The sequence below is a fragment of the Rossellomorea sp. GQ25 genome (assembly GCF_059758515.1).
This window is the reverse complement of the sequence record NZ_JCAXEQ010000006.1, coordinates 1-12,868: the sequence shown is the minus strand read 5'-3', so window position 1 is coordinate 12,868 and position 12,868 is coordinate 1. Positions and strand designations below refer to the sequence as shown.

11 protein-coding genes are annotated in these 12,868 nt (G+C 41.9%); 2 read left to right on the top strand and 9 right to left on the bottom strand.

Translation table 11 applies throughout. The annotated features are described in order from the left end of the window. Positions 1-371 precede the first annotated feature (371 nt). From AC6CIB_RS17780 to AC6CIB_RS17765, 4 genes are read right to left on the bottom strand one after another with little or no spacing between them, the layout of a single operon-like run. Positions 372-785 (bottom strand): DUF350 domain-containing protein, encoded by a 414-nt coding sequence (locus tag AC6CIB_RS17780; RefSeq protein ID WP_430313505.1) that lies wholly within the window; start codon positions 783-785, stop codon positions 372-374. A gap of 15 nt (positions 786-800) precedes the next feature. Next, positions 801-2,042, bottom strand: a complete 1,242-nt coding sequence (locus AC6CIB_RS17775) for a glutathionylspermidine synthase family protein (protein WP_498282920.1) — start codon at positions 2,040-2,042, stop codon at positions 801-803. Between the two features lies 1 nt (position 2,043). Further along, positions 2,044-2,352: a hypothetical protein gene (locus tag AC6CIB_RS17770; RefSeq protein WP_113969395.1), complete on the bottom strand. Its 309-nt coding sequence runs from the start codon at positions 2,350-2,352 to the stop codon at positions 2,044-2,046. Then, positions 2,349-2,813 carry a hypothetical protein gene (locus AC6CIB_RS17765; RefSeq protein WP_498282918.1) on the bottom strand — a complete coding sequence of 155 codons (465 nt, stop codon included), beginning with the start codon at positions 2,811-2,813 and terminating at the stop codon, positions 2,349-2,351. Before AC6CIB_RS17765 ends, AC6CIB_RS17770 begins: the two co-directional genes overlap by 4 nt. Positions 2,814-2,943: 130 nt before the next feature. Here AC6CIB_RS17765 and AC6CIB_RS17760 point away from each other — a divergent pair, with 130 nt between their 5' ends. Beyond that, positions 2,944-3,966, top strand: coding sequence for a potassium channel family protein (locus AC6CIB_RS17760; protein ID WP_498282916.1), 1,023 nt, complete (start codon positions 2,944-2,946; stop codon positions 3,964-3,966). Positions 3,967-4,008: 42 nt separating this feature from the next. Here the strand turns inward: AC6CIB_RS17760 and AC6CIB_RS17755 are convergent, their stop codons facing one another. Next, complete coding sequence (locus AC6CIB_RS17755; protein ID WP_149154935.1) at positions 4,009-5,301, bottom strand: adenylosuccinate synthase; 1,293 nt, start codon at positions 5,299-5,301, stop codon at positions 4,009-4,011. A 759-nt stretch (positions 5,302-6,060) separates the two neighbouring features. Here AC6CIB_RS17755 and AC6CIB_RS17750 point away from each other — a divergent pair. Further along, positions 6,061-7,785, top strand: a complete 1,725-nt coding sequence (locus AC6CIB_RS17750) for an ABC transporter ATP-binding protein (protein WP_498282914.1) — start codon at positions 6,061-6,063, stop codon at positions 7,783-7,785. A 48-nt stretch (positions 7,786-7,833) separates the two neighbouring features. Here the strand turns inward: AC6CIB_RS17750 and dnaB are convergent, their stop codons facing one another. From dnaB to AC6CIB_RS17730, 4 genes are all read right to left on the bottom strand, one after another. Beyond that, on the bottom strand, positions 7,834-9,186 hold the full coding sequence (gene dnaB, locus AC6CIB_RS17745) for a replicative DNA helicase (protein ID WP_498282912.1): 1,353 nt from the start codon (positions 9,184-9,186) through the stop codon (positions 7,834-7,836). Between the two features lie 231 nt (positions 9,187-9,417). Then, on the bottom strand, positions 9,418-9,864 hold the full coding sequence (gene rplI / locus AC6CIB_RS17740; protein ID WP_498282910.1) for a 50S ribosomal protein L9: 447 nt from the start codon (positions 9,862-9,864) through the stop codon (positions 9,418-9,420). Further along, a complete protein-coding gene (locus AC6CIB_RS17735; RefSeq protein ID WP_498282908.1) occupies positions 9,861-11,834 on the bottom strand; it encodes a DHH family phosphoesterase in 1,974 nt (657 codons plus the stop codon). The genes rplI and AC6CIB_RS17735 overlap by 4 nt, the downstream gene beginning before the upstream one ends. 26 nt (positions 11,835-11,860) lie before the next feature. Continuing rightward, on the bottom strand, positions 11,861-12,784 hold the full coding sequence (locus AC6CIB_RS17730) for a YybS family protein (RefSeq protein ID WP_498282906.1): 924 nt from the start codon (positions 12,782-12,784) through the stop codon (positions 11,861-11,863). Positions 12,785-12,868 lie beyond the last annotated feature (84 nt).

The window sequence follows — 12,868 nt, the reverse complement described above, 5'->3', positions numbered from 1 at the left end:
GTCTCAAGGATACGTAAAAGCAGGACCTGCAATTTTTGAATTTTAATCGGAAAAGGACGTTCTTTACTGATCATTTCATCACTCCAATACTGATTTTTTAATTTATATTCTATTTTATTAAAGAAACCCTGCTTTTTTCATAAGATATCTTAACAATAAATTATGGGAGAGAGTTTTATTTTCAAAACTTCAACTTTTATTTTCAAAAAATAGGATTTTATTTTCAAAAACTCAATCTTATTTTCAAAACTGTAAATTTATTTTCAAAAATGCATTTACGCCGAAAATACCTTGAATTCACCAGCAAAAAAGACCCACCACCAGAGCACCAACGCAATCACTCCAACAGCAGATCTCCATCACAACCAATATTAATAAGTCAAACTAGCAGCCACAACCAATCCCACTACAATCGCTGCAGAGAAAAGACTGAATCCAACGGCGATATTTCCTTCTTCCACTTTCTTGGCTAAATTCGTCTTAGGTGTTAATACGTACTCAATGATCCAGTAGGCGATGACTTGAGTCGCGATACCGATGAGTCCCCAGATAAAGGCGTCAAGCAGATTCAGGCTGTTTGCCCAAACGGTGTAGATGACGATGGCGAGTCCGATGGCTTTCCCCCATAGTTTAAGGGCCACGGCAATGTTTCCTTCCCTGATCAAGGTAGCTTCAGAGAATTTGGTGGTAAAGGCGAAAACGGTGATTCCGAGGATCATCAGTCCAAGGCCTGTTCCGACGTGAGCCAGAAAGCTGAGTAGTGCTTCACTTGTTATGATTTGCATGAGTTTCTCTCCTTTTTATTTCTCCTGTAACCCTACAGGCAGAAAGTATGATTCGTTATCGGTGATGGCGTTTCCAGCTCGTATTCCGATTGCACTGGCATTGCCATTAATAATAAAACTACCGACCATCAAGCTAGCATCCTTCATTCCTTCATCCGTTTTAATCGATGTAACAGGCAGAGGGATGTACTGTTGGTATACAGGAAGGGTTTGCTTATAGGTTTCTTTTTTATCTTCTAAGAGGACCTTCCCTGTAGCTTCCATGATTTTGACCGTATCTCCTTCACGGCCAAATGCAGGCTTTTGAACGTAGGTGATCCCCTTCTTCTCGAAGTGATCAGGATCTAAGAAGGTTGGAAGAAAGTGTCGTTCAATCCATAGATGTTCCTCATCTGTATAAAAGGAACTACATGCTTCATGAAGACCCCATATAAGTGCTTGAACTCCTTTAGATTGGAGTAAAAAAGCGGAGGGAGGATTCAAGATGGCAACCTTTTTTTCCAATACCATTTGCATCAGGTCTAAGCCTACATATTCTTCTGTTTGAGGGTCCTTATCATCAATGAGATGTTCGATAGGATACGTCGGCCGGTACAATACATCGATCCGCTCCCCTTGAGGAGTATAAAGACCATCTTCTCGAAGCTGCAGCCGATCCAAGCTTACATATTCAGACGGCACACCTGAAAGCTTTTGTAGATATTTTGTTGTCAGGTGATCCTCTTCGTGATCCTGGTGAGAGGTGAAGACGATCTTAGGTTCGCCATCCCTTTGCAAAGACTTCCAGGAAGATAAGAGTGCCCGCTTTAGCTCTTTCGTTAATCCCACCTCGAATCCCTCATTGGGATTGGAACACCCAAAATACTGACAAACCTTTTCATTCACATGATAAAGCTCCTTGATAAAGGTGGGGGTGTCGCTATTGAACTCTAAAAGCTTGATTTCCCCACCACTTACAACGAAATCAAAGCGACCAACAATGCACTCTTGAGGAATGGATTTAAATCTTATATAGGAAAGAGATTCCTTTGGAAAACCAAGCTCCAGAAGGGTGTCATCCTCCAGCTCACGAAGCAGATCCGCACTTTTTTGGTAAATAGTGTACACTCTTCGGGATGCTTCATGAATCGCTGAAATCGTGTCACGTGATTCTATTTTAATATCCAATAACGAGTACTCCATGTCATACAAATCATGCCAATATTCTGGAATGCGCTGATAGAAAGAGTTTCTTTTTTCGCGGTGAGAGGCTATCATATTATCCTCCGAATCCGCCTTTGGAGCCACTTCCGATTCCTGATTTGTAACTCTTAGAGTACGATTTATAGCTTGAATAATTTTTTAGACTGGATTTATTTTTGAACATTCTACCTGCAAACCAAAAGTAGCCGAAGTGAGGGGAACGGTCGTCATCACAATAATAGGTGCCGCTTTCGTCATCCCAATCCCAGTCGTCACAGTCAACATCTGTCGGTTCAGGTGGAAGCTCCTGATTTCCACAGCCTGTTACCGATATCGCCATAACGGATGCGACTACCCCGGCCATCATTTTCTTCGTTTTGTTCATTGGCTTTCCTCCTCTAGCTTATAGCCCGTTGCTTTTACATATAATATATACACATAGCGATCCTCATCGATTTCAGCAGAATCACGTTCCCATTCCACCCCATCAATATAATAATAAACAGAACCGATGACGCTTAGAATATCGAGATGATAATCATGGTGTTCTATTTTTAAGATAGGGTGGTTGTTTCGTGGATTCAGTTCACGAATCTCCAGTCTCAATCCTTCAGGTGGAAACAGGGGATCCGTAACAGGTTCTTCTTCATATAATTCTACATATAGTATAAATCGATTCCCTTCAATCGCTGAAGAAAGCTGACGATACGTCACACCTTCTTTCACAAAAAATTCGCATTCCCTTCTTGCCAGAATTTGTTCTAATTCGATATCAGGGTAATGATAGATCGCTTCATACGTTTCGTTGCCTTTTCGTAAACGGTATTCCAGTACAGGATGTTTCATTTTTTCACTCCAGCCTCCTGTTTTGAAGGATATGATTTCTTTAAATATACGAACCAATGAGTAAAAGGTTTCATTCCTCAGGGATTCATTGGTATTATTGAACTATGATTTTTTCGTAAGGAGGGTATGTATGATTATATTCCAAAGGCTTTGGAAACAGATTACGAAGATGGACTTCGGTTTCATTCTTCTATTATCCCTGATTATTATCCTGTTTGGAACCTTTGGCAGCCATTTTTTGGAGCCTGAGACATTTCCAACGCTTTTTGATGGGTTTTGGTGGACGATGACGACATTGACCACTGTTGGATACGGGGATTATTTTCCCGTTTCGGTGGGAGGAAGGTTATTGGGAATCTTCCTATTCATCTTTGGGATCGGTATTATCGGGGTTTTAATCAGTAAAACCGTTGATTCCATTACCACATTTCAGAAATTCAAGAGGGAGGGAAAGTTAGTGTATACATATGAGGATCATTATATCTATATCAATTGGTCGAAGAAAACGGAGAGAGCCGTTGAAGAAATTCTTGCTCATGTGCCAGACGCTGAAATCGTGCTCATTGACATGCTTCCCATCACACCCATTGAGCATGAGCAGATTCATTTCATCCAAGGGGATCCTTCTGATGAAAATGTATTACTGAAGGCCAATATCTTTGAGGCGAAACGAGTGGCGATTTTCTCCGATTCAAAGATTGAAGATCCGTCCCTTGTTGATGGGAAAACCTTATTAATTGCGTCTGCCGTTGAGGGATTATCGAAGACGCATGGGAAAGGAGTCCATACGATCGTGGAAGTGTCTGAAGATCGTCATATTCCAAAATTCCAGCATATTGCTGTTGAGGATTTTATTTTATCGAATGATTCTGTTTCCCTATTGATGGCAAAAGCGACCCTTCATCCTGGAACGACTAATTTATTCAGACAGTTACTCAGTAAACGATACGGCAATAATATTCACGAATTCAAAGTAAAAGAGAATTGGAAGACCATTAAGCAGGCTTCTGAGGAGCTGCTGGAGAAGGGAGCTATTCTGCTCGCTGTGAATGATAATATGGATTTCACCGATGCCATGAACCGGGAGCTGCATGCGGATGATATTCTCTATGTCGTTTGTCATGACAGGGTGTACGAACAATTAAACTCATAAAAAACTCTCAGCCTAAAAAGGAGGCTGAGAGTTTTTTTTGAATTAATTCGGGCTCCACACGCTTCGCACCACATTTGTTTGAGAGCGGTCCGGGCCAACTGAGAAGATGGAAAGAGGAATACCAGTTAATTGAGATACGCGCTCTAAGTAGTGACGGGCGTTTTCTGGCAGGTCCGTTAACGTTTTACATCCTGTAATATCTTCTGTCCAGCCTGGAAGCTCTTCATAGACTGGTTCACATTCAGCTAGAATGTTCAGGTTAGCAGGGAATTCTTCCATGACTTCACCTTTGTATTTGTATGCTACACAGATTTTCAAGTTTTCGATTCCAGTTAATACATCGATCGAGTTCAATGAAAGATCCGTTAAGCCACTAACACGACGGGCATGACGTACCACCACGCTGTCGAACCAGCCGACACGACGAGGGCGGCCGGTCGTAGTTCCGTACTCACGGCCTACTTCACGGATTCTGTCTCCGATTTCGTTCGTCAGTTCAGTCGGGAAAGGTCCGTCCCCAACGCGGGTTGTGTATGCTTTTGATACTCCAACTACGTGGTTGATTTTTGTCGGGCCTACTCCAGAACCGATTGTTACTCCACCAGCTACCGGGTTAGAAGAAGTAACAAATGGATATGTACCTTGATCGATATCAAGCATTACCCCTTGAGCTCCTTCAAATAAAACGCGGCGGCCGTTATCAATCGCATCGTTTAATACAACGGATGTGTCCACAACGTAGTGCTTAATTTGTTGACCGTACTCATAGTACTCATCCAGGATATCTTCAATATTGAAGCCTTCTGTTTCATAGAATTTTTCAAAAAGGCGGTTTTTCTCTTCCAGGTTACGAGCAAGCTTTTCTTCAAAAGATTGACGATCCAGAAGATCTGCGATACGGATTCCGACACGTGCTGCTTTATCCATATAAGCAGGACCGATTCCTTTTTTCGTTGTACCAATTTTATTGGCACCTTTGCGTTCTTCATCAATTTCATCAAGCTTTAAGTGATATGGAAGAATCACATGTGCACGGTTGCTGATTCGCAGGTTGTCTGTTTTCACATCGCGATCGTGAAGATACTTTAACTCTTTCACAAGAGCTTTAGGATCGACAACCATCCCATTTCCGATAACGGATGTTTTTTCGTTATAGAAAATACCTGATGGAATTAAGTGTAATTTATATGTTTCTCCGTCAAACTTAATGGTATGACCCGCGTTATTCCCACCTTGGTAACGCGCGATAACTTCTGCATGTTCAGAAAGGAAGTCAGTGATCTTTCCTTTTCCTTCGTCTCCCCATTGCGTACCTACTACTACTACTGAAGACATATTAAGCACCTCCGACGGGAATTAGTATTCCCTCTTTTATCAAACAAACTCATTTTATCAACACTAAAAAGGAAAGTCAATGAAAACACGAACGTTTATATAGGTAATTATATTTATGTTCGTATAATTTCGGGCTTTTGTCCCGAAATTCATCTAGATTAAGAATTTTGAGACAAATAAATTAGCTTCTATCATTAATACTGGTTCACAAACTTTAAGAAGAGAGTAATAGTTGATTTCCGCTACAGGATGCTCGCTTTCCTCTATCTCCCGCAGGAGTCGAGCACCTTCCGCTCCAATCAAGTTTCCAAGCATGAATCTTCTATGAAATCTAAATATAATCAACAATCTTCTAGAAAATAGCCTTTTTATAAAGAGAATAGTGCAATTTACACTTGGTTACAAGAAATTCAGTTTTTTCTTTAGAAATCTCTGTCACAAAAAATTCCTTAAGATGATGAGAGGAACTGCGTAGATTCCTGCGGAAGTTCGGGCTAAGCTGAGGAGGATCGGCCGAACGCTAGCTGCAAGCGATGCGGTTCCCCTCACCATCTAAGCACACACTCTGATGAGAGAGCCACTGGCAGATCTTATGTTAAAACACAACAAACTTCGCGAAAAGCTTCCGAAAAAAGAAACTTTAAGAAGGTGTCTAAAAGTAATATCGTCAGGTTATGATAGCGCAATTTAGAAACTTTTGCTAATCTTAAATAAGCATTTTGAATTTTACATACAATTGAATACCGAGGTGACGATGTGATGATTAAACGTTTTTTCAGCTATTACCGGCCTCATCGACGGCTTTTTTACATTGATTTTGCCTGTGCCGTGTTAGTCGGACTTTTAGAATTAGGGTTTCCCATGGCGGTATCATGGTTTATCGACTCCCTTTTACCTGAGGGAAACTGGAGTACCATATTGGCCGTTTCTGCCGGCCTTCTTGTTCTGTACCTACTCAGTTCCAGTATGCAGTTTGTCGTGAACTATTGGGGGCATAAGCTCGGGATCAATATCGAAACGGATATGCGACGGGAATTGTTTCACCATGTTCAAAGACAGTCCTTCCGCTTCTTTGATAATACGAAAACGGGTCATATTATGAGTCGTGTGACAAACGATCTGATGGACATAGGGGAGCTCGCCCATCATGGACCCGAAGACTTGTTTATCGCGGTTATGACTTTTATAGGGGCGTTTTGGATCATGCTCACGATTAATATGGAGCTTGCTCTGGTCGCTATTATTATTGTTCCTTTTCTTGTTTGGCTTATTTCATATTCGAATATTAAAATGAATGCAGCCTGGACGAAAATGTACGGAAATATCGCCGATGTAAACAGCCGCGTTGAAGATAGTGTTTCTGGGGCGAGAGTGGTTCAGTCTTTTACGAATGAATCATATGAAATGGAACGATTTAATGAAAATAATCAATTCTTCCGCAAATCCAAACTGAAAGCCTATAACGTGATGAGCGTGAATTTATCCGGTATCTACATTACGACTCGATTGATGACCTTGATCATTCTAGTATACGGAGCCTGGTTAAGCTTTTCCCGGGTGCTCTCTTATGGGGAACTCGTTGCCTTTATTCTTTATATCAATGTCCTGTTTAAACCGATCGACAAGATATCAGCCCTCCTTGAGTTATATCCGAAAGGAATGGCCGGTTTTAAACGGTTCACCGAGCTCATGGATGTGGAACCTGATATTGAAAACCGTCCGCATGCCATAGAAGTTCCCACTTTACGTGGAGATATTGCTTTTGACGACGTTACGTTTGGTTATGAGTCAAACCGTCCTATTCTACGGGATTTATCCTTTACCATTCAATCAGGGCAGACTGTGGCGTTTGTCGGACCTTCAGGTGCAGGGAAAACAACGATCTGTTCATTGATCCCACGCTTCTATGATATAGAAGAAGGAGCCATCACCATTGATGGCATCGATATTCGAGAGATGACAAAGGAATCCTTGCGTGCTCAAATTGGCATCGTTCAGCAGGATGTATTCTTATTCACCGGGACTCTTCGGGAAAATATCGCCTATGGAAAACTTGATGCTACGCAGGAAGAAATTGAAGAAGCAACGAGACGTGCTCATCTGACCGATCTCATAGCATCCCTTCCAGACGGATATGATACCCAAATCGGGGAAAGAGGACTGAAGCTGTCCGGTGGTCAAAAGCAGCGCTTATCCATCGCCCGCATGTTCCTGAAGAATCCTCGAATCTTGATTCTGGATGAAGCCACTTCCGCCCTGGATACGGAAACGGAAGCGATTATCCAAGAAGCTTTAAATGAACTGGCAAAAGACCGGACCACCCTAGTCATCGCCCATCGATTGGCAACGATTCGCAAGGCTGACCGCATTCTGGTCGTCACCGAAAACGGAATTGCTGAAGATGGTACACATGAAGAACTGCTCTCAAGAGAGGACGGTATCTTCACAAGACTTCATGCCCATCAGCATGCAACCATTCTATAAAGAAAAAAATCCAAGCATCTGCACTAGCAGGGCTTGGATTTTTTTCTATTAAGCCGGAGCGTCGTCAAATCGCCGCTCCAGATTCACGAATTTATTGTATTCCTTCACAAACGCAAGCGACACATTTCCAACCGGGCCGTTACGTTGCTTGGCAATGATGATTTCGATAATATTTTTGTTTTCCGCTTCTTTGTCATAGTAATCTTCACGGTATAAGAAGGCTACGATATCCGCATCCTGCTCGATACTTCCTGATTCACGAATATCAGACATCATCGGACGCTTATCTTGACGCTGCTCCACACCACGGGAGAGCTGGGATAAAGCGATGACCGGTACTTGAAGCTCACGGGCCAGTCCTTTAAGAGAACGGGAGATTTCAGAAACCTCCTGCTGCCGGTTTTCTCCTGAACGCCCACTCCCCTGAATCAGCTGCAAGTAGTCAATGAGGATCATTCCAAGTCCGTGCTCTTGAGCGAGACGCCGGCATTTCGAACGAATTTCCCCCACTTTAATACCGGGAGTATCATCGATATAAATCCCGGCATTCGAGAGGCTTCCCATTGCCATCGTAAGCTTTCTCCAGTCTTCGTCGGTTAAATCACCTGTTCGAAGGTTTTGGGCATTAATATTGCCTTCTGCACACAGCATACGCATAACGAGCTGCTCAGCTCCCATCTCCAGGGAGAAGATCGCGACGTTTTCTTTCGCTTTAACGGCTACGTTTTGAGCGATATTCAGGGCGAAGGCTGTTTTACCCATGGAAGGACGGGCTCCCACAATAATCAAGTCATTTCGCTGGAATCCAGCCGTCATATGGTCAAGGTCTGCAAACCCCGTTGAAATCCCTGTTACGTCACCCTTACGATTCGTTAAGGTTTCGATGTTGTCATAGGTTCTGACAAGGACATCTTTAATATTATGGAAGGCACCGGCATTTTTACGCTGTGCCACTTCCATGATGTTTTTTTCTGCTTCACTCAGAAGGCTGTCGACTTCATCCTCGCGGGCATAGCCGTCAGAAGCAATATCGGTCGCTGTGCGGATCAATCGTCTCAGTAATGATTTTTCTTCCACAATCTTTGCGTAATATTCAATATTCGCAGCCGTCGGAACTGAGGCTGCAAGCTCACTTAAATACGCGACCCCGCCAACATCTTCAAGCTCTTTCGCTGCTGCCAGCTCTTCTGTCACCGTAATTAAGTCGACGGCTTTTCCCCCGTCACCCAAATTCAGCATGACATTGTATATTTTTTGATGAGAATGACGATAAAAATCCTCTGGAATCAATATTTCTGAGGTGGTCGTTAACGCGCTAGGCTCTAAGAAAATAGCACCTAATACCGCTTGTTCTGCCTCAATATTCTGAGGCGGAATCCGTTCCTGGAACACTTCATTCATCTATGCATAACCTCCAATTCAAACTGCGAAGGGGCTTCGCCACGTCTATAGGCATCTGCTGCCTGCGTCAAAGTTAACACCTTAATCTATATAAAAATAAGAATTTAGTCCTACCGAAAAAATGTGATCGGGATAGTATCCAGATCACATTTTTTATCAAGCTATATTCATTTTAACATGTTTTTCTCAAAATGAAGTTACCAAATTTCGTATATTTTCTCTGAAAAAATCTTATTCTTCTGTTACATGTACCTTTAAGGTTGCTGAAACGTCCGTATGAAGCTTCACAGGGACATTCGTATAGCCAAGGGCACGAATGGCATCGTTCATTTCAATTTTACGTTTATCTATTTTTAGATCATGTGCCTTTTTTAGGGCATCAGCAATTTGCTTGCTTGTGATGGAACCGAATAAACGACCGCCTTCACCAGATTTTGCTTTCATTTCAACCGTGATTTCTTCTAAAGTCGCTTTTAATCTTTTTGCTTCTTCCAATTCTTCCTGAGCCAGTTGCTCTTCTTTCTTCTTTTGACCCTCAAGCTGACCCATGTTTGCATTTGTTGCTTCAACAGCCAAGCCCTTTTTTAATAAGAAGTTATGTGCATAGCCATCTGCTACGTTTTTTACTTCTCCTTTTTTCCCTTTACCTTTAACGTCTTTTAAGAAAATTACTTTCATGTCTCTTTTCTCCCTTCAAAATAATCATTTAGTGCTTCCTTCAGCTGTTCTTCAGCTTCCAATACAGATACTTGCTTTATTTGAGTAGCGGCGTTGGTTAAATGACCTCCACCGTTTAAGTTTTCCATAATGATTTGTACGTTCACGTCACCTAAAGAACGGGCACTGATCCCGATTGTTTCCGGATCCCGCTTAGAGATGACGAAGGAAGCAATCACTTCATCCATGGTCAATAACGTATCCGCTGCCTGTGCAATAAGAACAGGATCATAAATGACATCATTCTCTGCTTTCGCAATCGCAACGCCTTCACGGAAAAATTTAACCGATTCAATTAACCTCGAACGTTTTATATAGGTAGCGACATCCTCTTTCAGGAACTTTTGGACTAATACGGTATCTGCCCCTTGTGCCCTTAAATAGGAAGCAGCATCAAAGGTTCTTGATCCCGTTCGAAGTGTAAAGCTCTTCGTATCCACAATGATTCCTGCCAGCAGGGAAGTGGCTTCCAGCATGGTGATTTTTTCATGTTTAGGCTGATACTCCAATAGTTCCGTCACAAGTTCAGCTGTTGAAGAAGCATATGGCTCCATATAAACAAGTAATGGGTTTTTAATAAAGTCTTCTCCGCGTCGATGATGATCGATCACCACGACTTTATCCATTTTATTTAAAAGCCTTTCTTCAATGACCAGGGAAGGCTTGTGGGTATCGACGACCACGAGCAGCGTATCCTCTGTCGCCATTTCGAGTGCTTCCTCGGGGGTGATGAATCGGGAATGAAGATCGGAATTTACTTTAATCTCCTTCATCAATCGTTTCACACCATTATCGATTTCATTAAAATTTAAGACAACGTATCCTTCACGCTGATTCATTTGAGCCACTTTTCGAATGCCGATGGCGGCTCCAATGGCATCCATGTCGGGATGTTTATGTCCCATAATGATGACCTTGTCACTTTCGATCATGATTTCCTTTAAAGCATGGGAAATGACTCTGGCACGTACCCGGGTACGCTTTTCCATTGGATTGGTTTTTCCACCGTAGAATTTAACCTTTCCATTGGTTTGCTTAATGGCCACCTGATCTCCACCACGACCTAAGGCGAGATCCAGGCTTGATTGAGCCAGGGTACCCAGTTCAGGCAGGGAAGATACCCCAGTTCCTACTCCAATACTTAAGGTCAGGGGAACATTTTGCTTGGAAGTGGTATCCCGGACATCATCCAATATACCGAACTTTTCCTTCTCCAATACTTGAAGGATCTTCTCATTAATGACGGCTATGAACCTCTCAGAAGAGACCCGCTTCAAAAACACGCCATATTCTTTTGCCCACTTATTCAGAATGGACGTCACTAAACTATTTAAGCTGCTTCTGGTTTGGTCGTCCATCCCTTGCGTTAATTCATCATAATTATCTAGAAAGATGATTCCAATATTCGTGCGTTCATCATGATATTGCTTTTCTATTTCTTTTTGTTCCGTGACATCAAAGAAATAGAGAAGTTTTTCTTTGAGCTTCAATACGACATGATACTTTCTCTCATTAATCGTCACAATTTCTGAATCTACTTCCTGCTTGATTAATGGAACAAGAGATTCTGCCACATCGTATAAGGATCTTCCAACGACTGTGTCTTCATTGAAACAAGAGGCCAGAAAAGGATTTGTCCATTCTATGTAATATTCATCATTGATCAGCATGATCCCAATGGGCATCTCCATTAACGCCTCTTCCCCTACACGTTTTACACGATAGGATAAAGTAGAGATATACTCCTCTGTTTCTTCGTGCGATCTTCTCTCAAAATAGAAAGCGAGAAAATACACGATTCCAAAGACAATCAACCCTATTAACGAAATGATCCATTGGTAAAAGGAAACCGATACTAACAATAGAGCTGTTAATATAGCAAGACCGTACAATGGGTAGCGGATCATTCGCTTATTAAAATAAGATGGCATGATTTCAGCTCCTGGACCTTAAATTTCTATGACTTACGTTGTAGGCGTTGTCTTAGATCAAATCCTAAGTCAATTATACCTAAAATTCGCACGAGATAAAGAAGAGGAATCGAAATGATTGTAATTAATACCAAAATTCCTTTTGACCATCCTTTTATATGAGCGAAGAAATAGAGGAATGACAAGCCTTGTACCGCCATCAAAGTTTGCAATACATACAGCACATTAAGAAGAGCCGTATAGGCATACGTTCCTTTCTCCGGCTGCAGAATCATGGAAAGGACTAAGGTAAGTAAATAATACCAAAGGATACTCTTAGGAAGCTTCCATTCTCTAAATGGTTTAAATACGGGTACATCTCTCCCTAAACGCTTCATAATAGGAAAGTTGATCAGCATAAACAATAGAGCCATTACGACAGCAATTCCCAGGAACAATGTAGGCATCAAGGTCTGTATAAGATCAATGGAGCTCTCCAGACTTTCCACCAGTCTCTTGTCCGGTTCCTGACCAAGCTTCTCATATAAAGAATAATAAGCGGCCTTCGATTCAGCTAAGCTATCTTCTATAATATTAACATCGAAGAGTAGAATAGAAAAAACAAAACCAATTACAATATTGATGACAAGTGTGAGACTTGACGCCATAAATAGCCTCATTTTATCTACTTTCGCTTTCACACACCACCCAATCACGACCCCTGTCGTCGCTACCATGAAGGCAACAGGCAACGCAATGAGCCCTCCAAACAAGAAGGATAATCCTAACGATCCGATCAATACGTAAAAAGAATTCAGTAACGAATACTTAGAACTAAACAGAATAAGAGGGAGGGGCAATACGAAAAATGCAAGAGTCCCAATAAGCGGAACATATAAAGCCAACAACAGTAAAACAGTAAAGATGGCGAGCATAAGCGCACCTTCCGTTAACACACGGGGATTTTTCAATTGAAACGCTCCTTACGATAAATTCAAAAACATACAATAGCACTATCATATCAATTTTGAAGATAGATTTCATCTTAAGTACTC

Coding starts and splice junctions, on each gene's coding strand:
- AC6CIB_RS17780 (WP_430313505.1), bottom strand. CDS start 785: ATGCAAATCATAACAAGTGAAGCACTACTCAGCTTTCTGGCTCACGTC.
- AC6CIB_RS17775 (WP_498282920.1), bottom strand. CDS start 2,042: ATGATAGCCTCTCACCGCGAAAAAAGAAACTCTTTCTATCAGCGCATT.
- AC6CIB_RS17770 (WP_113969395.1), bottom strand. CDS start 2,352: ATGAACAAAACGAAGAAAATGATGGCCGGGGTAGTCGCATCCGTTATG.
- AC6CIB_RS17765 (WP_498282918.1), bottom strand. CDS start 2,813: ATGAAACATCCTGTACTGGAATACCGTTTACGAAAAGGCAACGAAACG.
- AC6CIB_RS17760 (WP_498282916.1), top strand. CDS start 2,944: ATGATTATATTCCAAAGGCTTTGGAAACAGATTACGAAGATGGACTTC.
- AC6CIB_RS17755 (WP_149154935.1), bottom strand. CDS start 5,301: ATGTCTTCAGTAGTAGTAGTAGGTACGCAATGGGGAGACGAAGGAAAA.
- AC6CIB_RS17750 (WP_498282914.1), top strand. CDS start 6,061: ATGATTAAACGTTTTTTCAGCTATTACCGGCCTCATCGACGGCTTTTT.
- dnaB (WP_498282912.1), bottom strand. CDS start 9,186: ATGAATGAAGTGTTCCAGGAACGGATTCCGCCTCAGAATATTGAGGCA.
- rplI (WP_498282910.1), bottom strand. CDS start 9,864: ATGAAAGTAATTTTCTTAAAAGACGTTAAAGGTAAAGGGAAAAAAGGA.
- AC6CIB_RS17735 (WP_498282908.1), bottom strand. CDS start 11,834: ATGCCATCTTATTTTAATAAGCGAATGATCCGCTACCCATTGTACGGT.